At 37.1% G+C, this 24,701-nt stretch carries 18 protein-coding genes; 10 read left to right on the forward strand and 8 right to left on the reverse strand.

What is annotated here, in order from left to right; genetic code table 11:
* Nucleotides 1-59: 59 nt before the first annotated feature.
* On the reverse strand, nt 60-1,289 hold the full coding sequence (locus tag JKA74_RS00400; RefSeq protein WP_201429171.1) for a M16 family metallopeptidase: 1,230 nt from the start codon (nt 1,287-1,289) through the stop codon (nt 60-62).
* Between the two features lie 105 nt (nt 1,290-1,394).
* Between JKA74_RS00400 and JKA74_RS00405 the strand changes: the two genes are divergently transcribed.
* Nucleotides 1,395-2,531: a glycosyltransferase family 4 protein gene (locus JKA74_RS00405; protein WP_201429172.1), complete on the forward strand. Its 1,137-nt coding sequence runs from the start codon at nt 1,395-1,397 to the stop codon at nt 2,529-2,531.
* Between the two features lie 25 nt (nt 2,532-2,556).
* On the opposite strand, the gene JKA74_RS00410 is transcribed toward JKA74_RS00405, so the two are convergent.
* A complete protein-coding gene (locus JKA74_RS00410; RefSeq protein WP_201429173.1) occupies nt 2,557-3,963 on the reverse strand; it encodes a S8 family serine peptidase in 1,407 nt (468 codons plus the stop codon).
* 165 nt (nt 3,964-4,128) lie between these two features.
* On the opposite strand from JKA74_RS00410, the gene JKA74_RS00415 reads away from it, so the two are divergent.
* The 4 genes from JKA74_RS00415 (at nt 4,129) to JKA74_RS00430 (ending at nt 9,067) form a co-directional block, all read left to right on the forward strand.
* The gene (locus tag JKA74_RS00415) at nt 4,129-5,418 is read left to right on the forward strand and encodes an aminopeptidase P family protein (protein ID WP_201429174.1); all 1,290 of its coding nucleotides are present in this window, start codon (nt 4,129-4,131) and stop codon (nt 5,416-5,418) included.
* 151 nt (nt 5,419-5,569) lie between these two features.
* Complete coding sequence (locus JKA74_RS00420; RefSeq protein ID WP_201429175.1) at nt 5,570-6,130, forward strand: DinB family protein; 561 nt, start codon at nt 5,570-5,572, stop codon at nt 6,128-6,130.
* A gap of 1 nt (nt 6,131) precedes the next feature.
* The gene (locus JKA74_RS00425) at nt 6,132-6,557 is read left to right on the forward strand and encodes a RidA family protein (protein ID WP_201429176.1); all 426 of its coding nucleotides are present in this window, start codon (nt 6,132-6,134) and stop codon (nt 6,555-6,557) included.
* Nucleotides 6,558-6,631: 74 nt separating this feature from the next.
* Nucleotides 6,632-9,067, forward strand: coding sequence for a TonB-dependent receptor domain-containing protein (locus tag JKA74_RS00430; RefSeq protein ID WP_317193533.1), 2,436 nt, complete (start codon nt 6,632-6,634; stop codon nt 9,065-9,067).
* Nucleotides 9,068-9,070: 3 nt separating this feature from the next.
* On the opposite strand, the gene JKA74_RS00435 is transcribed toward JKA74_RS00430, so the two are convergent.
* From JKA74_RS00435 to JKA74_RS00460, 6 genes are all read right to left on the reverse strand, one after another.
* On the reverse strand, nt 9,071-9,448 hold the full coding sequence (locus JKA74_RS00435) for a hypothetical protein (protein ID WP_201429177.1): 378 nt from the start codon (nt 9,446-9,448) through the stop codon (nt 9,071-9,073).
* Nucleotides 9,449-9,656: 208 nt separating this feature from the next.
* Nucleotides 9,657-14,783, reverse strand: a complete 5,127-nt coding sequence (locus tag JKA74_RS00440) for a T9SS type A sorting domain-containing protein (RefSeq protein ID WP_201429178.1) — start codon at nt 14,781-14,783, stop codon at nt 9,657-9,659.
* A gap of 371 nt (nt 14,784-15,154) precedes the next feature.
* On the reverse strand, nt 15,155-16,069 hold the full coding sequence (rsgA, locus tag JKA74_RS00445) for a ribosome small subunit-dependent GTPase A (protein WP_201429179.1): 915 nt from the start codon (nt 16,067-16,069) through the stop codon (nt 15,155-15,157).
* The gene (locus JKA74_RS00450) at nt 16,066-17,322 is read right to left on the reverse strand and encodes a 3-deoxy-D-manno-octulosonic acid transferase (protein WP_201429180.1); all 1,257 of its coding nucleotides are present in this window, start codon (nt 17,320-17,322) and stop codon (nt 16,066-16,068) included. The genes rsgA and JKA74_RS00450 overlap by 4 nt, the downstream gene beginning before the upstream one ends.
* 125 nt (nt 17,323-17,447) lie before the next feature.
* Nucleotides 17,448-18,083 (reverse strand): peroxiredoxin, encoded by a 636-nt coding sequence (locus JKA74_RS00455; protein WP_201429181.1) that lies wholly within the window; start codon nt 18,081-18,083, stop codon nt 17,448-17,450.
* Between the two features lie 27 nt (nt 18,084-18,110).
* Nucleotides 18,111-18,554, reverse strand: coding sequence for a Fur family transcriptional regulator (locus JKA74_RS00460; RefSeq protein WP_201429182.1), 444 nt, complete (start codon nt 18,552-18,554; stop codon nt 18,111-18,113).
* Nucleotides 18,555-18,963: 409 nt separating this feature from the next.
* Between JKA74_RS00460 and JKA74_RS00465 the strand changes: the two genes are divergently transcribed.
* From JKA74_RS00465 to JKA74_RS00485, 5 genes are all read left to right on the forward strand, one after another.
* Nucleotides 18,964-19,944, forward strand: a complete 981-nt coding sequence (locus JKA74_RS00465) for a polyprenyl synthetase family protein (protein ID WP_201429183.1) — start codon at nt 18,964-18,966, stop codon at nt 19,942-19,944.
* 1 nt (nt 19,945) lies between these two features.
* Nucleotides 19,946-20,563 (forward strand): rhomboid family intramembrane serine protease, encoded by a 618-nt coding sequence (locus tag JKA74_RS00470; protein WP_201429184.1) that lies wholly within the window; start codon nt 19,946-19,948, stop codon nt 20,561-20,563.
* Between the two features lie 165 nt (nt 20,564-20,728).
* The gene (locus JKA74_RS00475) at nt 20,729-21,310 is read left to right on the forward strand and encodes a Crp/Fnr family transcriptional regulator (protein ID WP_201429185.1); all 582 of its coding nucleotides are present in this window, start codon (nt 20,729-20,731) and stop codon (nt 21,308-21,310) included.
* A gap of 60 nt (nt 21,311-21,370) precedes the next feature.
* Nucleotides 21,371-22,228 (forward strand): SDR family oxidoreductase, encoded by an 858-nt coding sequence (locus tag JKA74_RS00480; RefSeq protein ID WP_236587467.1) that lies wholly within the window; start codon nt 21,371-21,373, stop codon nt 22,226-22,228.
* Between the two features lie 237 nt (nt 22,229-22,465).
* The gene (locus JKA74_RS00485) at nt 22,466-24,679 is read left to right on the forward strand and encodes a S9 family peptidase (protein ID WP_201429187.1); all 2,214 of its coding nucleotides are present in this window, start codon (nt 22,466-22,468) and stop codon (nt 24,677-24,679) included.
* The last annotated feature ends 22 nt before the right edge of the window (nt 24,680-24,701 follow it).

Raw genomic sequence — 24,701 nt, forward strand, 5'->3', positions numbered from 1 at the left:
AAAGGGTTCAATTTTTCTGTTAAAATATAATTCTCAGGATACCTTAAAACATTCTGATTCTATGACTGGTAAGTAAGAATACTTAATCGTTCTTCTGGCCAGATTTCATTGGCTACTTCCTGCAAGTCCCCGGCTTGAATGTTTTTGATCTGATCGAATAATTCATCTAAAGATTCTATTTTGTCCTTGTCAAGCAGGCTTCTGCCTAACATTAACATAAAACTCATATTGTTTTCCTCGGCCATGGCCAGCTGTCCCATCAATTGTTCTTTGGCCACGTGAAGTTGTAATGTGCCCAACCTTACTTCCTGTAATTTCTTCAGTTCTTTTTTTACAAGTCTGATGCTTTTATTAAGTTGACCGGAGTCTGTCCCGAAAAATATACTGAAAAGTGCTGTATCAGAGAAAGGGTGATAACCCGCATCAATCGCATAGACAAATCCATATTTTTCTCTTAATGCCATATTAAGCCTGGTGTTCATTCCAGGTCCACCAAGAATATTCACCATCATGAAAAATGGCAATCTTTGAGGGTGGTGAATAGGATAGGCTGTAGTGCCTATAGCACACTGTGCCTGGGTAACTTCCCGTTTCACATGTATTTCCTTAGGACTATAGGCTGTAAAAGGAAGTCTTTCCCTGTTTCTTTTTTGTCTGGGAATATTGCTTAAATATTTCTTTACCAAACGGTTTAGCTTGTTTGGTGCAATATCTCCCACAATGGAAAATACGATTCGCTCTGTATCCAGGTTTTCTTGTAAAAACTCAATAAAATCCGATCTCTTAAATCGTTTAAGGCTTTCCTGATTGCCTAAAATATTATTCCCCAATGGGTGTCCCTGAAAGATTAGCTCATCAAATTGATCCTGAATAGCATCTTCCGGGGAGTCATAATACATGGACATCTCTTCCAATATTACTTGCCTTTCTTTTTCTATTTGTTTTTCAGGAAATATGGATTCAAAAGTAATGTCTACTAAAAGATCAAAAGCTTTTTCCACATAACTATCCAAAACAGAAGCATGAAAAAATATTTTCTCTTTGGTGGTGTAGGCATTTAATTCTCCGCCAACAGAATCAAGGCGATTCAGTATGTGGAAAGATTTTCTTTTTTTGGTGCCTTTAAAGGCCATGTGTTCCCAAAAATGCGCTATTCCCACCTGGTGGGCCTTTTCATCTCTGCTGCCAATGTCCAAAACAAAGCCACAGTGTATGATTTTTGAATTATTGACTGGTTGATGTATGACCCTTATGCCGTTATCTAAAGTCTGAATTTGGTATGCTTTCATTCAATCCCCTCTTGTGTTGCAAAAGTACAAATTATCTTTGTTTTTACCCCAATGTTGAACGATGTATCAATAATTAATTAGTTTTGTTTTTTTAATGAGTAAAATATGAAGATTGCATTTGATGCCAAACGTGCTTTTAATAATTTCACTGGCCTTGGAAACTATAGCCGCTTCGTGATTGAAGCATTAGCGGAAAATTTCCCGGAAGACGAACAATTACTATTTACCCCAAAAGTAGCAGATCACCCGGAAGCAGAAGCGTTTTATAAAAAAAGAAAGGATAATGTATTCTTACCGAAAGCTTTGTGGAAGAATTCTTTGATGCAGAGCGCATGGAGATCGAAGCACATAGGTAAACTTGCTTCCAAACAAAAAATCGATATTTTTCATGGATTAAGTAATGAATTGCCTTCAGGTTTAAATGCTGAAATAAAGAAAGTAGTTACCATTCATGACCTGATATTCTTACGCTATCCCGCATTTTATCCATGGATTGACAGGCAGGTTTATAAGAAAAAATTTAAATCAGCCTGTGAAAAAGCAGATCAGATAATTGCGGTAAGTGAGCAGACAAAAGGAGATATTATTGAATTCTTTGGGACAGATCCGCAGAAAATTCATGTAGTATATCAGGGTGTACATCCTATTTATCAGCAGGAAATAAAGCCCAACAGGATGATATATATGATTGAACAATACCAGTTGATGCAACCCTATTTTTTATATGTCGGCTCTATTGAAGAAAGAAAAAATGCAGAAAGCCTGGTAAGGGCTTTCAAGTTAGTGTTGGATAAAGTTGAAGATGATTTGTTATTACTGATTGTGGGGAAAAAGACGGATTATCAGAAAAGAGTAGAAAAGACTATTGAGGAGTTGGGTTTGATCCATAATGTAAGGATATTAAACCAGGTGCCTTTCAATAATTTACCGTTTTTGTATAAAGGAGCCCTGGCTTCAGTGTATCCCTCTACATTTGAAGGATTTGGTATTCCTGTGTTGGAATCCTTAATGATGCGTACCCCTGTAGTGGCTGGAACAGGATCCAGTCTTCAAGAGGCAGGAGGGAAGCATGCGTTATATGCTGATCCTAAAAATAATGAGGAACTGGCAGCTCAAATGTTAAGAATGGCTACTGAAAGTAATATTGGTGATGAATTATTGAAAGGCATTGAAGGTCATCTTTCCCGTTTTACCTCTACTGCAATTGCAGAAAAGATAAGAGCTGTTTATAATATTTTATAAAACAATTATCGAATATAACCACTATTCAATCTATCCATTCCACTTCAATCAATAATTTATTCCTGCTTACAATAGTGGTATATGCTGCTTTTTCTTTTCTTTCAATGGATATGCTCTTAGTATCTGTAGAAACTTCCAAAGATTCCTGAAGCAACACATTTCTCTCATCTTTTTTGTGAAAAAGTATTAATTCCGGGATTTCATCATCCAGTGCGAATTGAAAATTATCACCCTTTTGGAGTTTCTTTTTAATGATACTCGTTGTGAAATTGCCCATTAATATCGATCTAATTCTTTCTCCATCAGGGATGCCGTAGCCTAAAAAGTTATTGGGCACATCCGCTATATGACCGGATTTTTTGATGATGTCCATCACTTCATAGTTAGTTAAAGTGCTGTCGTATTGCCAGATGCAGGCGGCCAGGCCAGTGATAACAGGAGCTGAAAAAGAGGTGCCATTTGAAGCAAAACATACTACATCAGGTTTTACATAATCTATTTTTTCAGGGCCGGTAGAGCTATAGTATACCTTTGTCCATTCGTCAAAAAGTACTGAGCCAACAGTAAGTACATCTTTGGCGTCAGCCGGTAATGAAAGAGTTTCCCACTTTTTATTGGCGCCATCATTGCCGGCAGAAATCACTAAAAGCATCCCTTTCTCTGCAGCTTTTTGTGCGGCCCGGGTAATGATGCTGCTTTTTCCATCTACCTCTTTTACATGATGATTTTCCTTTTTCTTGTCAAATCCATCAGTATACCCCAAAGAAGAATTAACAAGCTTTACACCCATCTCATAAAATGATTCCACTGCCATAAGCCAATAATCTTCTTCTAACCGGTTTTCCCTGATACCGTGATCTGTTCTTGCCAGGTAATAATTTGCATCAGTAGCCATTCCATATTGTATATTTATACCTGCATCAAACCCTGCTATCATTTTCAAAACATCTGTACCATGATCGTCATGGGCAATTCTTCTTCCGTAAAATGCGTCTTCATTTTTATCCAACAAATAATCTTTAAAATAAATGACCTGACCATTCTTTATCATGTTCTGAAGGGCCGGATCCTGATCAGCTTTCATAAAACCGCCATCAATTACACCAATTTTCACTCCTTTCCCACTCAACTTCATACTGTCGGTCAAATAGCTGGCCTTCATTTGCTCCAATGCGAAAGCATATTCTTTGCTGAAATCTGCTTTGTTGGTTTGCGGATACAGTGCTCCGACAGCCCGGATAGATGTTGTGAATGGCAAAGATTCAGCTGTCGCAAGTAATTCATTAGGAAGGGTAATACTCACGATATTGAACCATTTGGATTGGTAGTTAATTTGAATATCTTTATTATTTTTCAGGAAATACTTCCATTCTTCCGGCCATCCACAGTTGCTGTAGTCGAGTGATTGGCACCATTCATCAGAAAATTGCACCCAATATTTATTTTGACCGAAACAGGCACATGAAAATAGTATTAGAAATAGTATATTGAGGCCAATTTTAAGAATAATAGAATTTCGCACGTGAATAAATTATTTTTACCCAATTTATAAGGTAAAGCGAGAAAAACACAATTTATCATCTAAAAGAATACATTTATGAGGTATAATCCATTAGACAAATCATTGTACATTAACAACAGGAAGAATTTCAATAAGCAATTACCTGCCAAATCCCTGGCCATTTTCAATTCGAATGATGTAATGCCCACTAATGCCGATGGCACCATGACTTTCAGACAAAACAGTGACTTGTTTTATTTGTCGGGTATCGATCAGGAGGACAGTATACTTGTAATGTTTCCTGATTTTCCGAATGATGGTTGGAGGGAGATTCTGTTTGTGAAGGAAACTAATGAACATATAGCTATATGGGAAGGGCATAAATACACCAAAGAAGAAGCTACAGATGCTTCCGGCATTCAGAATATTATGTGGTTATCTGAATTTCCTGTAGTTTTCCGCACGCTTATGGCTGAAGCGGAAAATGTTTTTATCAATACGAATGAGCATATCAGGGCTGCTTCTGAGGTGCAAACCAGGGACGAAAGATTTATTAAGTGGTGCAAGGAAACCTATCCTGCACACCAATACCGAAAAGCGGCTCCTATTATGCATAATTTAAGGGCTATAAAATCGGCTGAGGAAATCAAGCAAATGCAAATTGCATGCAATATAACCAATGAAGCCTTCAGGAGAGTGCTGAAATTTACCAAGCCTGGAAAAATGGAGTATGAAATTGAAGCTGAATTCCTACATGAATTTGTTCGCAGAGGTTCTAAAGGTTTTGCTTATACACCTATTGTTGCTTCCGGTGCCAATGCCTGTGTTTTACATTATATTGAAAATAGTAAAGCTTGTAAAGATGGCGACCTCATTTTAATGGATGTGGGTGCTGAATACGGTAACTATAATGCAGATATGACACGTACAATTCCAGTAAATGGGCGATATACACAGAGGCAGAAGGATGTTTATAATGCTGTTTTGCGGGTGAAACGAGAAGCCATGAAAATGCTAAAGCCGGGCAATGTGATTGCCGAATATCATAAGGAAGTAGGTAAAATTATGGAAAGTGAATTGGTTGGTCTTGGATTGTTAGATAAAACAGACATCAAGAATCAGGATGCTAAAAATCCGGCCTATAAAAAATATTTCATGCATGGTACCTCGCACCATATTGGACTGGATGTACATGATGTGGGAAATGTGTATCGTAAAATGGAAGAAGGTATGGTATTCACCGTTGAACCGGGTATTTATATTCTAGAAGAAGGTCTGGGGATAAGGCTTGAGAATGATCTGGTAATCACAAAAAGTGGATTGAACGATTTGATGGGTGATATTCCAATTGAATTAGAGGAAATTGAGGATTTGATGAATAGTTAAAGGTGTGGTGTGTTGAGGTATTATAAAGACTGAAGTAGATTGTTTGGTCCTTTCAGTATATCTACCATCTGTTCAGGTAATTGATCCGGGCTATTTCATTTAGCCCGGATTATTTATTTGATTTCCTGAATAACAATTTAATATTAGAATTATGATCTGGCTTAAAGATGTCATCAAAGATTTAAAGGCTATCCAGCTAGTAACAAAGGAAGAGTTTCTTTCTCTTTCTGAGGAGGAATTAATTTGGAAACCTCAGCCTGACAAATGGTCGGTAGCCGAGTGTCTTAAACACATTCTTATAGCCAATGAAATTTACCTGAAAGACATTGAGAATAAATTAAAAAAAGCAGAGGTGCGTACCATTGAACATCCTGTAAAATTTTCATTAACAGGCAAGATTTTTCTTTTTTTTGTGGATCCCAAATATAAATGGAAAGTGCCTTCTCCTAAAATTTTCAAACCTGTTCAAAAAAATAAAGTTGAAGAAGGTAAAGCTACAATAATGGAGTTTCTGGATTTGCAGGGACGTATCATTGAAGCAGCTGAAAAAGCTTATGGGTATGATCATACCAATATTTACACCTTTAGCCCAATCAGTAAATTCCTACGGTTTAATATTGGCGAACAATTTTATATCATGATGCGCCATACAAAAAGGCACTTGAACCAGGCCAGGAGAGTAAAGAACTTACAAGAAAAACAATCAGTATAAAATGAATAATTCCAAGGATATCAGAAATTCCAATAATGCTCCACGTCCTGTAGGGCTTTATCCCCATGCCCGAAAAGCAGGCAATTTATTGTTTTTATCAGGAGTTGGTCCACGCAAAAAAGACAGCAAGGAAATCCCGGGTGTTACTTTGGATACTGATGGGAATATTATCAATTATGATATTGAAAAGCAGTGCCATGCTGTTTTTGAAAATGTACGTATGATATTGGAGGATACAGGGAGTGATTGGTCCCAGCTTCTGGATGTTACAGTTTTTCTCACCAATATGAAAGCAGATTTTGCAGCCTTTAATAAAATATATGCCGAATATTTTAAAGATAACCAACCATGCAGAACAACAGTGGAAGTGAATGCACTGCCGACTCCTATTGCCATTGAGTTAAAGTGTATTGCTTTAATTTCCTGAATTACATAGAGTCTGTGAGGCAATTATACAACAGGAGGTAATCTGTTGACTTTCAACAGCAACCTGAAAGCTTTGTGAATTTAAATCAGACTTTATATAAATTATTTTCAACAGCAAACATTTTAGCATATAGAACAGTTAAAATAAGTGTATCCATTTTATTTGAAATGAAATATGCTTTTCTTTTTTCTATTGTATTATTTACCAACCTGCAAGCTTTCACCCAATCTTTTACAGTAAAAGGAACTGTAATTAGTGAGGAGTCAGAAAAACCATTGCCCTACGCACAAGTGGCTTTTTATCCTTCCGGTTCAGATGATATTTCGGCAGGCAGTACTACTGATGGCCAAGGTGAGTTTTCGGTTCAATTAGCTCCGGGCAAATATCGTTTTATGGTCAGTTTTGTAGGCTATGAAGATTTCACAAGAGACATAGAGGTAGCCAGTGAGGATGCTAATCTGGGGAAAATAGCAATTTCCAAAAATGTGGAGGTGATGGAGGAAGTAACAGTGGAGGGAGATGAGGTGGTACGTAAACCAATATTGACCACTATGGAGGGAATGGAAATTCGTCCTGATCAAACCATAGCAAATATAGGAGGTACTTTACTGGATATTTTACGTAACACCCCCTCAGTAAATGTTTCTGATGATGGAGCCGTTTCTTTGCGTGGCAGTGGAAGCACGAATGTTCTGATTGATGGAAGAAATTCGGCTTTAGCCACAGACCTGGAACAAATTCCAGCCAGTGCTATTGAAAAAGTGCAAATTATTAACAACCCCAACGCCCGCTACGATGCAGAATCTGATGGAGGGGTGATTAATATTATACTCAAACAAGGAGAAGACCTGGGGACAAAAGCCAGAGCTGAGGTGACAACGGGAACACGATGGAGAACCAACGCAAATTTTAATGTCAGCAGAAAAACAGAAATTTTTTCTATTTACGGAGGTTATAGCTACAGGAATTGGCCTCGGGTAGGTAGAGGGGAAACTGTTAGGGAGACCTATGATAATATGGAGCGGTTAAAACAGTTTACCGCTGACGAAAGACATGATAAAGAACATACTGTAAATTACGGAACAGACTATTACTGGGGACAAAATAAGATCAGTTTTGAAGGTGTGTTTAACACAGAAAAGGAAAATGATCTGGAAGCTATTTCCACTACTTTAACCGACATGCAAACAAGCGAGAATCTTTTGAGTTATGTTAGAAATAATAATGAATCTGAAAATAATTACACTACTGACAATGCACTAATTTATGAACGCTCTTTTGATGACAAAGAGCAAAGCTTACGCGCATTGACAAGTGTTTCTATTAGAGGGCAAGAAGAAGATCAGGCTATAGATGTTTATAACAATGCCTTAATTCCTGAAAACCGAAATCCTGACCGGCTCGAAAGATCCCACACCAATGAATTTAGAAACACTTCCATTGTTCAGATAGATTATGTACAACCTCTGTCTATTGGAAAAATTGAAACAGGTTACAAATCTACTTTCAGGAATTTCCTGAATGATTATACTTATGAAATTTATGATGAGGAGTTAGAGGATTTCCGAAATCAGGATAGCATTTCCAACCAATTTGATTATTCAGACCAAATTCATGCCTTGTATGGTATTTTTTCAGGGGAAGTAGGTGAATTTAACTACGCTTTAGGAGTAAGGGCTGAACAAACTTTTGTAAGGAGTGAGTTGATAAATACCAATGAAGTGAATACGCAACAATATTTGGATTTTTTCCCGAGTGTGCAGGCGGATTATGCGCTTAATGAAGAAAATACCCTTAAAGCAACTTATTCCCGTAGAATAGACAGACCAAATGCCTGGATGTTAAACCCTTTTCCGGATTTTGCCGATTCCCTGAATGTGCGTATCGGAGATCCTAATTTACAACCTGAATACATCAATTCATTTGAATTAGGACATATGCTTGATTTAGGTCGTTTCAATTTAACCTCAAATGCATTTTATAGAAGAATAGATGGTCAGGTGGATTGGATAGTAAGAGTATTGGATGGAATATCTTATCGTGGGCCACAAAATCTCAATGTCAGTAATTTATATGGTGTAGAATTAATCAATACCACTGAAATTACTGATTGGTGGGTAGTAAATGCCAGTTATTCTATTTTTGAGGTACAGGTAGACGGAACTAACCTCGATAATAGCTTCACTAACAGAGGGCTTTCATGGTATGCGAAACTGACTACTGATGTAAGCTTGCCATGGGGAATTAATTTACAGCTCACCGGGAATTATTTTGCTCCTGAGATAGAAGCTCAAGGGAGGGATTTGGCCAGATACTACCTGGATGCGAGTTTACAGAAGCATTTTTGGGACAAGCAATTATCATTAAGTGCCAGTTTTAGGGATGTTTTTGATACCAGAAACTTTGCAGGTGAAAATTACGGGCCGGATTTTTTTCAATCTTTTGAATGGAAACGTGAAACGCAAATACTTCTTCTCACAGCCTCCTATACTTTCCGTAAAGAACTATAAAATTCAGTTTTTGTTTTGTTGCCTTTCTTTCTTTTTTACAATCAGGTACCAATCATTGTCCAGTGCCAGATAGCCAAAATCAAAGCAGTAATTGTATATATCGCCCCGCTTATTGGTATAGGTATGTGTATGATATTTAAATATAAAACCAGATGCCAACAACCTTTCTCTGGGTACCCGGATGGTTTCTTCCGACTCTATTAAAAGAGACTCCAGGATATTTCTGTTTTTACGGAGTGCATTACTGATGTTTCTGATCAGATTGTTGCTTCCTCTCTTGAAGTGATTGTTGTATGCATTACGGCAATAGTCATCGCAAAATTTTTTGTCCGCCCGCCCATGTATGGGTTTTTCGCATTGGATACAAATTTTGTTTTCCATCAGTTAATGAATTGTAGTTTTGCTGGAATAATGAACTCTTAAATTTAGAAAAAAAATATTAAACAGAAATTATCATCAATTGATGGACATTAAGCCTATAGCTGGAAGAAATAAATATTGCTTCCGTTAATTCACTTTTGTGATTTTTTTGTCAGTAGGCCTTTCTACGAAATGGGTCATTTCCAGCTAAGTATTTCATGTCATAGGCTTACTTTTTTATAATTTTAGATTGGTTCACCAATGGGCCAATAGCAGACCCTGAAATGGTTTGTAGCTGATAAAACCCTGAAGGTAAACTACTTAAATCAATGGTGATTTTCTGTTCGTTTTCTCCTTTTAATACATATCGTTTTTCTAACATTAATGCCCCCATACTGTTGTATATTGAAACAGTACAGCTTAATAGGTCATTATCATCAAAATGGATATTGAGGTCATCTTTTACTGGATTGGGGTAAAGGGAAATTATTCCGGCTTTCATTTTAAAGTCAATGGAAACTATAGGTGAATAGGCAAATTCTCCATTATAATCTACTTGTTTGAATCTGTAATAGGTAGTGCCGGAATTTTCACTCTTGTCCACAAAAGTATATTGGCTGAAAGCGTCTGTAGTCCCATTTCCTTTTACAAGCCCAATCTTTTTGAATGATCTTCCATCTTCTGATTTCTGGATTTCAAAAAAGTCATTATTGAGTTCACTGCTTGTCTTCCAATTTAATTCAGCTCCTTTATGAGTTAATTTACCCTTAAAATAATTCAAACTGATAGGTAGCGGCCCTTCAGAAGAAGCGCCAATTGAGAAATCACTGAATGCCGCTAAATTGGCTCTTGATACGGTAATAGGATCAGAGAAACTTCCTCCTTCGTTTAGCGATGAATAATCACCCTGAATACCCCAGTCAACACCACTATTGGCTCTTTTTAACAATACATGATGTAGTGGGTCCACTCCATTGGTATGGCCAATGGAAGTAATTGAAATGTCATAATTTATATTGGCAGCTACATTGGTTGGACTTATTGTCCAATATCCATAATTTAAGATGCCATCTACAGCATTCGAGCCGACATATAGATCTGCTGGAGGAGTCCCGGGGGAGCCTGTTACAAACTCCGCATCAAGGCTGGTAGCCTCGCTAATGGAATTGAATCTTAAGTTGACTAATTCGGAAAAATCGGCAGAACCAACAGGAAAATCATAATTTTGACCTGCTAACACACTTCTTCTTAATTTTCCATCTACAAATGATGTACTGCTGAATGATGAGATTGCATTGGAATTGGAGTTCTCTATTTCAAAAATTCCATTATCCATTACGATGATACCTCCTGATAATGTAAGAGTTCCGCTAATCTTCAGGTTATTTCTTAACGTAATTGAACCACCTGACCTATTGATGAGGAAATTATTTAGGGAATTATTGGTGCTGTTGATGGGTAAAATCCCTGCATCCCCACTTCCGGTGATGGTAATGTTGGAGAGTATATTCCCACTCACATCACCTGTAGAGTTGGTGACATTGCCATTAAGCGTAAGATCATGTGAATTTAACATCAGGCTTCCGGCATCAAGTGACAATTCTCCATCTACAATTAAGTTAGCTGTAAGTGTTAATCCGTTTCCATTATCTAAGGAAAGGTTATTAAGATGGTTTATCTGACCAGGAACCTCAATTCCAGATACACTTCCTTCAACTATCAGGGAAGAGGTGCTGTTGGTGATGAGATTGGAACTTGTTCCACTAATAATGTTTCTAATAGTGATCGTATTATTGCCTACAGTTAGATTTCCAGAGATTAGATCTAACACGCCTTTAATATTGGTTTCACCATTCATAGTTACGCCATTTACATTATTGATGGCTAAACCACCAACTAAACCTTTGAAATCCTGGCTGCTGCTTCCCACCATATTGATGTTTCCGTTTCCGGTTGTTTCAACGCCATCATTATAGAAATCCCCATATACATCCAGGTTCCTTGTGGCATTGATAGTTAAAACTGCTCCATTGGCAATACCTATATTATTAACTGAAGCATCGGAATTGATGACCGGAAAATTACCTCCAATCGGACTAGATGGAATAAAAACACTGTAGTTGGATGCAGGAACGAATGCAGACCAGTTTTCCACCGTATTCCATTCATTGGAATAGCCCAGCCATACATTTCCTACAAAAACATCAAAATATAGGTCAGTACTGCAAAAACCGTCATCTACTGTGAGGGTAATTCTTACAGTACCGAATTGATCATTGGCGGGAGTTAATGTGATAGTCCTGTTTTCGCCCGTCCCACTAATTGATATGTTGGCATTCGGGACAATAGTTATGTTGGAAGATTGAGCGGAAATATTCAGGTCGGAAGCTAAAGTTTCCGCATCTGTTATCGTAAAAGGTATAGCATCAGTAGCTGTGTTGTAGTCAGTAATTACATCATCTATCTCTGAAATGACAGGGGCTACATTGTCTGCAACTGTAATTACCACATTACCTGAATTATTGCTATAGTCTGTATCTGATTGGTCATAAGATCTTACGCTTGCATAAGCTGTAATAGTATTGAGGTTTTGACCTGTATTCACCTTTCCGCTTAATTCCAAACTTACGGTTTCACCATTTCCTATAAAGGGAATAGACCAATAGCCGCTCTCCTCATTATAATCTCCGGTGCTGGCTGTGGATTCCTCAAGGGTAAATCCTACTGGCAAGGCAGCAGAAATGGTAACATTCGTAGCATTACTGGGGCCATTGTTGATGATGTTGACGGTATAAGAAACCAGGCTTTGAACACATGGAGTAGCATTGTTGGTGCTAAAGGTGAGCGCCAATTCAGATTCCTGATCCGGAGTTTCACCAAAAACCATCATTCGGTGCATTCCTCTTCCGTTTACAAAAAGTCTTTCATTTAAGTCAAAGTTAATCCCATAGGGTTCGCTCATATTCTTATCTGTTGGTGTTCCGCTTACACCTGCCCCATCATTAAAAGCTACATTTTGGGTGAAATCCGGCTGTCCCAATACAATATCTGCACTTGCACCATTTACTGAGGGGATTTCGTTAAAAACAGATACTCTATGATTGAAGTAATCGGCTACAGCAACTACTCCCGATGGGGAAACTGTAACGCCCGGACTATTAAATTTATCAGCAGTAGATCCACTTGTTGCACTGGTGAAATTTGTTTGACCAATTACTACATCAGCATTTGCTCCATTTGAAGTGGGAATACTATTGAAGATCAATATTCTGTTATTACCATCATCCGCAATAATCAATTTCCCATTCCTGGCAAGGGATGTATTCCATGGTGCCCTTAATCTGTTTTGCAAAGTTTCGCCAGTATTGGATGTAAAATCGCTTTGACCAATTACTAAATCGGCACTGACAAAATCAGTAGTAGGTATGCTGTTGAAAATGAGTACCCTGTTATTGTTCCTGTCTGTGACAATCATTTTTCCATTCGGTGTAACTTGCACATCTGTTGGTCTGTTAAACCTATTGTCAGCTAAACCGGTGGTATTATTAGTAAAGTTGGATTGACCAATAACCACGTCCGCTGGCTGATTATTGGTAGTGGGAATGGTATTCCATATTAAAATCCTGTTATTTCCTGCATCGGCCACAATGAGTTTATTGCCATCAGGGCTAAATGCCACACCGTCAGGGTTTCTTAAGCCTGAAGTGCTTGTTGAAGCAATTTCATCTGTGAAATTACTTTGACCAATTACAATATTGGCAGCTGTGCCATTTGCTGTAGGCACGCTATTCCAAATCAATACCCTGTTTTTTGTTTGTGATCCAACTGCTAACACTCCTTTTGCACTTACTGCTGAGCTATTGGAACCTGGTGCGACTATCTGGCTTGCAGTGGTATTGGTTGTATTGAAATCCATTTGACCTACTACAATCTGGGCACTTTCGAAATCGGAATATGTTTGCTTGAATACTACTACAGAAAAGGAGATAGAGGAGGAGCAAATCCCATCTGATACTTCAATGGTAATAGTGGAAGTGCCAAATTGGTTTAATCCCGGAGTAATAACCAATGATTTATTTCCTCCTGTACCTTGTATTTCAAGGCCTGAAAGAGGGATAGTTGTAGTATTGGAAGAGGTTAAGTTGAAAATCAAATCATCCGCAGCAGTTTCCAGGTCACTAATCGTGAAAGGGATAGGAGAAGAGCTTTGATTGTAGCCAACTGTCTGGTCGCTTATTGAAGAAATTTCCGGCAGGGCATTGTTTTTAACTGTGATGCTTAGATTGGAAGTGTTGTTCGCGGAAAAAGGATCCCAAATACTGGAATTGGAAATACTTGCTTCTGTAAAAAGGCTACTACCACCCTGATCAGCATTAATGGAGGCCCTGATCAGCAAAATAGCTTCTTCATCATCAGCCATAGTTCCCACATCCCATATACCTGTTCCGGAATCGTAACTTCCTTTTACTGTTTCAGCATCGATAAATGTTAAGCCTGCCGGCAACTGACATAAAACAGAAACGGCTCCTGTACTTGTGGTGGCAGATGAAGATAAATCAATCTGGTAAATTATCTCTTCACCTACACAGGGGTTACTGGAGTTTACTGAAAGATCGACTGATAAATCAGCTCTTTCTTCATAAAAGGAAAACGAAAGACCATCCTCAGGATAGGCCGCATTTCTTAAGGGTAAGCCGTAATTATTGTCAGTGGCATTAATGGTATTGGCAGGAGTCCATATTACTGCGGAGGCTATCGTTCTATGGTTTGAATCAGTATTGGTGTTTCCGTTTAACCCCACCTGCACTGTTTGGTCGTTGCCACTATGAGACATGCTTCCGTAATGGAATTCTACCTCATTGATGGTTTCATATAATCGGATTTGGAAGTTGTAGTTTCCGGCTTCCCCGTAGTTTCTGTAGCCGGACCATTGAATTACGCATATTCTGTTAGGGGCACTTCCTAAAGTTTCGATACGTAATTCAGCATCCGTCTGGGAAGTTAAATCACCAGAAAGGCCACATATTGCAGAGTATAAATTTTCGGAAATGGGAAAAAAGTGACCATCTCCATTAGTCCCCAAAGTGATGAAGCCATTAGTAGAAACACCCACTTGGGTGAAATTGCTCCCCAGATAACCGAAATCAAAACCAATGGATTGGCTGGCAAAATACTCATCGTCATGTGAAGGGTTATTGCTGATAATAGTTCCACCTGTGATAGGGGAGTAACTTTTATTTTCTGCGGAAAATGTATAGTCTGCTGCATTTTGCCCTTTGGCAACATGGCAGAATATTAAAGAAAAAGTAATTACAATCCATAAATTAATTCTAATTGATTGCGTTTTAAATAACATACTTTTTTAATTTTAAAAAAAAATAATACAATTAAATATAAACTATAATTAGTTTATTCAAAGTTCTCCCAATAAAAAAACGGCACAAAAGGAAGTAAGCAATCAGCTCATAAACAATAATAAATTCAATTGTTGGATAGATATAGGGGAATATCTCCTTTATGTAAATCAAAGATAAGGCTTTAATGTTATTATATTACTGTTTGATGTAGATGTACTTAATATAATTCATATGTACTCTTTGTATTGTTATAAATGAATTATTAGTGGGAACATCAATTGAATTAAGGTTTTTCCACAGTATTTCCTTTCTTATAAGCTCGGTTGGCTAATAATTTCTTGAGAAGATAAACATTGAAAGAGAAATTTCCTTACCGCCTGTTGTCATCATCAGCAAGCATGCTCAAATAATTTTCATAACGGAAAGGTGCAATTTTTCCTTGTTCCATTGCATCGCGAAATGCACAGCCCGGTTCATGAATATGTGTGCAATTGTGGAAGCGGCAAGCCCCAATATATTTTCTCATCTCCGGGAAATAATGGCATAACTCCTCATCCCCAATGTTCCATAACCCCAGCTCTTTAATGCCGGGGGTGTCAATTACATAGGTATTGTTCCATACTTCAAACATTTCTGCAAAAGTGGTTGTGTGTACCCCTTTTCCCACAGATTCGGATATTTCACTTACCCTTTGAGTAATTTTTGGAGAAAGTAAATTCAACAAAGTAGATTTTCCTACTCCTGAATGGCCGGCAAAAAGACTTGTTTTACCAGTTAACTTTTCTTTCAGCAGTTCAATTCCCTGATTGGTTTCAGCTGATATTAAGAGCGTTTGATAACCCAATTCCTCATAATCGAACTTCAATTCTTTGTAAGAATTCAGTCCGGCCTCATCCAGTAAGTCTGCTTTATTGAAAGCCAGAATAGCAGGTATCCTGAAAGATTCACAAGTGACTAAAAAGCGGTCAATAAAACCTAAACTTGTACGAGGGGCAACAAGGGTAACAATTAAAATGGCCTGATCAATATTGGCGGCTAATCTATGACTATGTTTTTTCTTGCGGGTGGATTTACGAATAATATAGTTTTCTCGCGGCAACACCTCGTAAATAATGCCTTCTTTTTCATTGTCCATGGTAATACCTACCCAATCACCCACCGTAACAGGGTTGGTTACTTTCTCATCATCCAAACGCATTTTGCCTCTTAACCTGCATTCAATATATTTCCCATCCACTTTTACTGTGTACCACGATCCGGTTGATTTAAAAACTCTTCCTTTCATGACTTTTCTATTTGGTGAACGAGAGGTGTAACATGTTGAATAATTTTATCTGTGGCCCCCAAATTAGCGTTAACAAAAATGCGAGCTTTTTCTGACATAAGGCTTAACTTTTTTTCCTGTAGTTGGGATTCAAGTTGGAGGTTGAAATCATTTCCTTCACTGACAGTATGGGCGGCACCGATCTTCAGCAACTGCCTGGCTTCCTGAAATTTCTGGTAGTTTTTATTACCGAAGAAGATTGGAAGTCCGAAACAGGCGGCTTCCAACGTATTGTGCAAGCCGGCACCAAAGGCCCCTCCAATAAAAGCTACAGTTCCGTATTGGTATAACTGGGAAAGCATTCCAATATTGTCAATCAAAATCACTTTTACATCTGCAGGAATTTCATTAGGAATCTTGCTTAATCGGATGGTTTTAATTTTCAATTGGCTTTCATGAATTTTCAGGTTTTGTTCACTAATGTCATGAGGAGCAATAATAGCTTTCCAATTTTCATGTTGTTGCAAAAATGGAGCAATGGCTTTTATGTCCGGCTCCCAGGTGCTCCCGCCAATTAATAACTGATGACCATCTGCAAATTTTAAAAATTTCTGGTTAGGTTGTATTGTCTGAACAATCTCATTCACCCTGTCAAAGCGTGTATCACCTGTTATGCTCACATTATAAATATGAAGGCCTTTTAAAAGGGCTTCCGAGCTTTCATTTTGCACAAAAAAATGATCAATTTCTTTCAATAAACTTCGGTAGAATTTGCCGTAGGGTTTAAAAAAAACCTGCTCACTCCGGAAAATTGCTGATACTGAGAATATCCAACAGTTAATAGCTGATAATGCTTTTAAATGAAAATACCAGAATTCGTACTTAATAAAGAAGGCCATTTTAGGTTCTGCAATCTTCACAAAACGCTTTGCATTTCCTGAACTATCTAAAGGCATATAACTGATATAATCAGCGTGCTCATAACTTTTTTTTACTTCATAACCAGAGGGGGAAAAGAAGGTAAGAAGAATGAAGTACTCAGGGAAGTTAGCCTTAAATGCTTCTATCAATGGTCTTCCTTGTTCAAACTCTCCCAGGGAAGCGCAGTGGAACCATACCAACGGACGTTTATTTCCATTTAGTGTGGTTTCTAATTCAGAGAAAAGGTTCTTACGCCCCTGAACAGATAGTTTAGATTTTTGATTGAACAGGGCATGGGTATGCAAGAATGTTTTGAGCAGAAAAATACCTAATTGATAAACCAATTTCCCCATCGGGTAAAATTACGCTGAATTTTATTGCGCTGAAAATATAGCGAGCAAATTTCTCTTAATATTAAAGAGTAAAAAAAAATCCTGCTAACTCTCGCTAGCAGGATTTCAATGAAATTGAATTTCAATTATTTTTTATTGCTGGCAAGGTAAGAAGATACACCTTCTTTAGTGGCTTGCATTGCACTTTTACCTTCTTCCCAGTTGGCAGGACATACTTCACCGAATTTTTCAACATGTTGCCATGCATCAACAATCCTTAACATCTCGTCAATATTTCTGCCTAATGGTAGATCATTGATGGTTTCATGACGTACAACTCCTTCTTTATCAATAAAGAAAGTTCCTCTGTATGCTACCGGCTGACCTTCAAATATCAAATCACCTTCTTCATTGTAATTCCAGTCACCGGCCAAAACACCAAAGTTGTTAGCTACAGTTTTAGAAGAATCAGCAACTAAAGGATAGTTAACACCTTCGATTCCACCTTTTTCCTGAGGAGTACTTAACCACGCAAGGTGAGTTTCTTCAGTATCGCAAGAAGCACCAACAACAGCGACTCCTCTTTTTTCGAATTCAGCTAACTTTTCCTGAAATGCAATAATCTCAGTAGGGCAAACAAAAGTAAAATCCTTAGGATAGAAAAAGAAAATCACGTCTTTTTTTCCTAAGTATTGATCTAATGAAAAGTTCTCTACAATTTCTTCACCATTAATGACGGCTGGTGTATTAATTACCGGGGCTTTTTTTCCTACTAGTGACATTTGTTTTATTGTTTTAAGTTATAAGATTTACTTTATTGAAACGGACAATTTCTTATCGATTTTGTCTGCATTTATTTGTAATTGAACGTCTTTTATTTTGATGTTGTTCAATTTTTTCTTCTTCAGATAATCGAGGATTATTTGTTGTAATTCCTCATCATGATAGTCTATTATTTCCTTTGAATTCTCTAAATAAATATGGTTATGCTTGCTAATATTGGCATCAAACCTTTTTAAATGATCGGTTGATAATACTTTCTTGGCCAAATCCACTTCCACGAACTTGTCAAGTGTTTTATGAACAGTTCCCAGTGATACAGAGGGATTGTCCTCTTTGATTTTATCGTAGATGTACTCAGCTGTCGGGTGGTTCATACATTTTAACAAAGCCTCATAAATCACCAACCTTTGATGTGTGATTTTTAAATTGGCTTCTGTTAATTTGTCTTTTATGTCTGTTAATGTGACCACCTATATTATTTACTAATCAGTAATAATTCTTATTTAGGAATTATTATGCAAAACTAATCAGATCAACGACTCTGAGCAAGTCTTGTTTCATCTTTTTTAAAGAAAATCAGGCAGATAAGAACAAGAAGTGTTTTATTAAATAGAGTTTAATTTTGCATTTCGCAGGGGCATCCTAATTATAGTTTAGGGTAGTTGTTAAGTAGCAAATATATTGGTGAATTTAAGATGTTATACGGAATGATATTTTATTAAAAAAAAAGTGGAAGGTAATTAATATGATCTGGTTTTTTTAAACAAAAAAGAGTAGTAATGCTTTAAATATGATAGTGGGGTTATTGAAATTTAAAACCCACCAATACTTTTCCTCTCTATTTTAAAAGCATGTATATTTGGGCGTGAAATTGAAAGTATGAATAAAAATATCCAACAGATAATACAAAACATTAACTTGCGTATAGACCAACTTTCTTATGGTGAAAGTCCTGCTGAATTATATGATCCCATCGCATACATTATGGCTTTAGGAGGAAAAAGAATGAGGCCATTGCTATCTGTATTAGCTTATCAATTATATAAATCAGCCGATGATCAAACCATAGATGCTTCTTTGGCGGTTGAAATATTCCATAATTTCACCTTAATGCATGATGACATTATGGATGAAGCCCCGCTTCGAAGAGGGCAGGTAACAGTGCATGAAAAGTGGAATGCTCCGGTAGCCATTCTTTCCGGTGATGTGATGTTGGTACGTGCTTATGAGCAAATATTAAATTTTTGTCCGCCTGAAAAACTGCCAGTGGTATTAAGGAAATTTAATCGTTGTGCTGCAGAAGTTTGTGAGGGTCAGCAGCATGATATGAATTTTGAAAAGCGGGACATAGTTAGCGAAGAAGAGTATATCAGTATGATTTCGCAAAAAACTGCTGTTCTGTTGGGCTTCAGCCTGGAATTTGGTGCTATCTTAGCCGATGCTGATAAAGAGGATGTGGAGAAGCTCTATCAAATGGGAGTGAATATAGGCATTGGCTTTCAATTGATGGATGATTTATTGGATGTATATGCTGACCAGTCCAAATTTGGCAAACAAGTTGGAGGGGATATTATTTCCAATAAAAAAACCTACTTGTTGATAAAAGCTAAAGAACTGGCAAAAGGTGAGGATAAAGAATTACTTGATCAATGGCTTTCAAAAACTGAATTCGATAAATCAGAAAAAGTAGAAGCTGTAAAATGTATTTATCAAAATTTGAAAATAAAAGAATTATCAGAAGCGAAAATGGATGAATATTTTCAAAAAGGCTTTGCCAATCTGGAATCCATAAAAGGCAATGAAAAGCAGAAGCAATTATTGTCTGATTTTTTTCACTATCTGATCAAAAGAGAACATTAAAATGAGTACTACATTAATAATTATAATCGTCACTTCCATTATATCTATTTGGGCCTGGAGCAATCCTGAAAAACAAAAGGCACTGCTGATGAACCCCTATCAGATAGTACATAATAACCAATATTACCGTTTAGTGACTTCCGGCTTTCTTCATGCGGACTATGTTCACTTAATTTTTAATATGCTCACACTGTTTTTCTTTGGGGGAATTGTGGAGGCGTATTTTAATAACCTATCAGAATATGGTACACTGCTTTATATTATAATGTATATAGTAGGAATTGTAGTTTCTGATCTTTCAACTGTGGTGAAATACAAACACAGTCCACACTACAATGCTTTAGGGGCTTCAGGAGCTGTTTCGGCCGTTGTTTTCAGCAGTATTTTATTCAATCCTTTGAATGAGTTGTGTTTATATGGATTATTGTGCCTGCCGGGCTTTATATTCGGAGCTATTTATATCCTTTATTCTTATTATCAGGGAAAGAGAATGTCGGATAATATCAATCATGATGCCCATTTATATGGAGCTGCATTTGGCATTGTATTTACTATAGCAGTATGGCCGGGTGTAATTCCCCACTTTATCGATCAACTGTCACAGTTTTCATTGTTCTGATTAAATCCGTCAGCAGAGGTTCTTAAGTGCTAAAGTGATTAGGTGGTAATGTGTCGTAGTTTATTCTGAAATAGGTTTGCATAAATGAGTGTAAAATAGGAAAAGAATGTAACACACTAAGCTGTTGTAGCTAATGCAAATATAGTTAGGTGCAAAATTCCAAGCATGGATAGATTAATAGAAAATATAAAAGTGTATTCACCACTTAGTGAACATGAAATTCTATTGCTTCAAAATGCTGTAGAAAAAATTACCTATCAAAAGAATGAGATAATTTTCACTGAAGGAAAAATATCTACCGAAATCTATTTTGTGACAAAAGGGTGTGTAAGGCTTTTTTATAATGTGGATGGTAGCGATAAAACAGCTTTCTTTTACACGGAAGGACAATTTATATGTGCTGGAGAGAGCTATACTTTCAATATCCCGGCAATTGAAAATTATCAGGCAGTTGAACAAACAGAAATCTTTGTTTTTAGAAAATCAAAAATCGAAACTTTATTAAAAGAAGTTCCCAAATTTGAAGTAATTGCCAGAATCGCAACAGAAAATGAATTAATAACTAGTCAAAAGGTAATTGCCTCGTTTGTGACAAAATCAGCAGAAGAACGTTATATTGATTTATTAAATACGCAAGGAGAACTATTCCAGCGTGTTCCACAGCAATATATTGCATCGTTTTTAGGTGTCTCTCCTGAAACTTTGAGTAGAATAAAAACTCGAGTATTCAATAAAAAAAAATCTTGACGATCGTCAAGGGAAATGTAGATACAGAACCTCTAAGTTTGTATTAAAAAGATGAATACAATGAGAGTTTTAGTAGCAGGAGCAACTGGATATCTAGGGCAATACCTGGTAAGGGAACTAAAAAGCAGAGGTTTCTGGGTAAGAGTTTTGATTAGGAAAAAAACTCAAAAAGATAAATTTAAAAATATTGACGATGTTTTCATAGGTCAAATAACAGAACCAAATTCTATAAAGGGTATAACAAATAATATTGATTGGGTTTTTTCTTCTATTGGTATTACCAGGCAAAAGGATGGAATGACTTATATGGATGTTGACTACCAAGGAAATTCAAATTTATTAAAAGAGGCGTTAAAAGATAGAGTTGAAGCATTTCAATATATTTCTGCAATAAACGGAGATAAACTGAGGCACCTCAAAATATTTCAAGCAAAAGAAAAATTTGTTGATGAATTGAAAAATTCAGGGATTCATTATTGTGTTTTACGTCCAAATGGATTCTTTTCTGATATGAAAGATTTTCTAAATATGGCAAAAACTGGTCGGGTGTTTTTGTTCGGAGATGGAAAATTAAAATTAAACCCAATTCACGGTGAGGATTTGGCAAAAGTATGCGTTGATAAGATAATTATGGGCGTTAAAGAAGAATCAGTAGGAGGAGTTGATATTTTAACTCAAAATGAATTGGCCAAACTAGCACTGAAGGCATGGCAAAAACCTGAAAAAATTATTCATCTTCCCGATTGGACAAGGAGATTTACGATTTGGTTTTTGAGAACATTTACATCTTCAAAAACTTATGGACCGATTGAATTCTTTTTAACAGCAATGGCATTGGATAATATTGCAAACCCATACGGAACTAATCGACTTGAAGACTTTTTTAATTTTGAGGTAAAAAGAATGAAAGGAAAATAAGCACTAATACAGCATTTTGTTTAAAAAATTGCAGGGTGAAGTCATAAATATAAAGGTTTGTGGCCCACTCAGACTGTGTAGTGGTTGAAAGGGAACTACCACACAATCTGCCAACTTCTACACCTCTTCACCCAAACACATCAACACCTGGCACCATTTATCAATAAATCAGATAGAAATTTCCAATCTTTTCTTAACTTCCCTCTCAATTTATCAAATCATATAAATCTCAAAAATATGCAAAATATCCGTAGATGGCAGATTCTATTCTTGCTATTATTAATAAGTTATTCTGGCTTTGCTCAGGAGAAACAAACTTTTTCTTCTTTTCAGGAAGCCATGGTCGGCTTGAGGCCATTGAATGGTGACAGCGGGCCCGGTAATGTGAACTGGATCAATGATGGGCAGGCTTATTCATTTACCGAACGAAATGAAGAGGGAGCCCAATTAATAAAAACTTTTAATCCTAAAACAAATGAGGAGAAACTGGTTTTTAGTACTGAAGGTTTAACAATTCCCAATTCTGAGGAGGCTTTTAACTATGTGTCTTTTCAGTGGTCAGATGATTCCCAGTATTTATTGTTTCAGGTCAACTTTCGTCCGGTGTGGCGCAGGTCCGGAATCTCAGATTATTACTATTACTCCATCGCAGACAAAACTTTGGATTTAGTAGCTAAAGATGCACAAACGGCTGAATTATCTCCTAATGGAAAAAAAGTAGGCTATGAAAGAGGAGGTAACCTTTTCATTTTTGATTTGGCCGATAGAAAGGAAACTCAATTGACTGATGATGCGGAAGATGGTTTTTATAATGGTCGATTTGGCTGGGCGTATGAAGAGGAATTTGGTTTGGCTCAAGCCTGGGAGTGGTCTCATGACAGCGAATACATTGCTTTCTGGCAATCAGATGAGCGTGAGGTACCAATCTTTCAAATGACAGATTATGAGGGCACTCATAAGGAATGGGTGAAATTACCTTATCCACAAGTGGGAGATAAAAATCCTACCGTAAAAATTGGGGTAATTAATGTAGCGAAAAATTCTAAGGAGTGGATGAATGTGCCTCTGAATGATGGCTATATCCCTAGAATTTACTGGACTGCTGAGAAAGCAAAGTTGGCAGTAATGCAAATGAACAGGGCACAAACAGAAATGAGGATTTATATGACAGATGCCAATTCAGGTAAAGCCGATATGATCTTTGAGGAAACTTCCGATGCATGGATTGATGTATTCGATTTCTTTGCTGGTATTATGCATTATGCTTTCTTCCCTAAAGACACCAAAGAGTTTTTCTGGATAACAGACAAGGGGGGCTATGCACATTTATATCGTTACGATTACAATGGCAAATTACTTAACCAGGTAACAAGTGGAGACTACGAAGTAGTATTTGTTCATGCAGTCGATAGCAAGAAAAAGAAGATATATTACAGTTCTACAGAGGACTCTCCTTTGGAAAGACAGTTATATGTAGTGAATTTCAATGGTAAGGGCAAGAAGAAACTGACTGAATTGGAAGGTAGACATAATATTGATATGTCCCCTGAAGCAACCTATTATATTGATAGATTTTCTAATGTAAATACGCCTCCAAAAGTGGAGTTAAGAAATGCTCCCGGTAAATTAGTAAAAACTCTGGAAGAGAATCAATCAGTGAACGAAGCTTTGTCCGGTGTTCATTTTGTAAAGCCTGAGTTGTCACAATTCACTAACAGAAGTGGTGATAAAATTGATATCTCCATTTATAAACCTGTTGGTTTTGATGCTAAAGAGAAGTATCCTATGGTAATTGATGTATATGGCGGGCCTGGTGCACAATCTGTCTATAACCAATGGAGTGTGAGTGCATGGCACCAGTATTTAGCACATAATGGTTATGTAGTAATTCAAGTGAACAACAGGGGTGGAGGAGGCTACGGCCGTGAATTCGAAAAGATAGTCTATAAGAACCTTGGACATGCCGAAGGAGAGGATTTTGCTGACGCAGCCAAACATATGGCCGAATTAGGTTATGTAGATGCTGATAAGATTGGTATAAGAGGCCACAGTTATGGAGGGTATATGTCCAGCTTTGCTATTCTGAATCATCCTGATGTGTTTGAAGTGGCATTAGTTGGCGCACCTGTTACCGATTGGAGATTGTATGATAGTATTTATGCAGAACGCTATATGGGTTTGAATGAGGATAATGAGGAAGGTTATATCAATTCTTCATCTACTACCTATGCTAAAAACCTGGAAGGGCATATATTCATTGCACATAGTACAATGGATGAAAATGTGCATGTTCAAAATACTTTTCAATTAGTGAAAGCTTTAATAGATAACGGGAAAGACCATGATTTAAAGATATTCCCTCCGGGTGCGCATGGTGTGGCTTATAACTACCCAAGCTATTTGCTTTTGATGAATAACTATATTAATTATTTGGATAGATATTTGAAATAAAGAAACTTATTCCAATCAACAA

The sequence above is a fragment of the Marivirga aurantiaca genome, assembly GCF_016679925.1.
Classification (GTDB): domain Bacteria; phylum Bacteroidota; class Bacteroidia; order Cytophagales; family Cyclobacteriaceae; genus Marivirga; species Marivirga aurantiaca.

Coding starts and splice junctions, on each gene's coding strand:
- JKA74_RS00435 (WP_201429177.1), bottom strand. CDS start 9,448: ATGGAAAACAAAATTTGTATCCAATGCGAAAAACCCATACATGGGCGG.
- JKA74_RS00450 (WP_201429180.1), bottom strand. CDS start 17,322: ATGGGGAAATTGGTTTATCAATTAGGTATTTTTCTGCTCAAAACATTC.
- JKA74_RS00425 (WP_201429176.1), top strand. CDS start 6,132: ATGAATAATTCCAAGGATATCAGAAATTCCAATAATGCTCCACGTCCT.
- JKA74_RS00400 (WP_201429171.1), bottom strand. CDS start 1,289: ATGAAAGCATACCAAATTCAGACTTTAGATAACGGCATAAGGGTCATA.
- JKA74_RS00405 (WP_201429172.1), top strand. CDS start 1,395: ATGAAGATTGCATTTGATGCCAAACGTGCTTTTAATAATTTCACTGGC.
- JKA74_RS00470 (WP_201429184.1), top strand. CDS start 19,946: ATGAGTACTACATTAATAATTATAATCGTCACTTCCATTATATCTATT.
- JKA74_RS00465 (WP_201429183.1), top strand. CDS start 18,964: ATGAATAAAAATATCCAACAGATAATACAAAACATTAACTTGCGTATA.
- rsgA (WP_201429179.1), bottom strand. CDS start 16,069: ATGAAAGGAAGAGTTTTTAAATCAACCGGATCGTGGTACACAGTAAAA.
- JKA74_RS00455 (WP_201429181.1), bottom strand. CDS start 18,083: ATGTCACTAGTAGGAAAAAAAGCCCCGGTAATTAATACACCAGCCGTC.
- JKA74_RS00475 (WP_201429185.1), top strand. CDS start 20,729: ATGGATAGATTAATAGAAAATATAAAAGTGTATTCACCACTTAGTGAA.
- JKA74_RS00480 (WP_236587467.1), top strand. CDS start 21,371: ATGAGAGTTTTAGTAGCAGGAGCAACTGGATATCTAGGGCAATACCTG.
- JKA74_RS00415 (WP_201429174.1), top strand. CDS start 4,129: ATGAGGTATAATCCATTAGACAAATCATTGTACATTAACAACAGGAAG.
- JKA74_RS00440 (WP_201429178.1), bottom strand. CDS start 14,783: ATGTTATTTAAAACGCAATCAATTAGAATTAATTTATGGATTGTAATT.
- JKA74_RS00420 (WP_201429175.1), top strand. CDS start 5,570: ATGATCTGGCTTAAAGATGTCATCAAAGATTTAAAGGCTATCCAGCTA.
- JKA74_RS00485 (WP_201429187.1), top strand. CDS start 22,466: ATGCAAAATATCCGTAGATGGCAGATTCTATTCTTGCTATTATTAATA.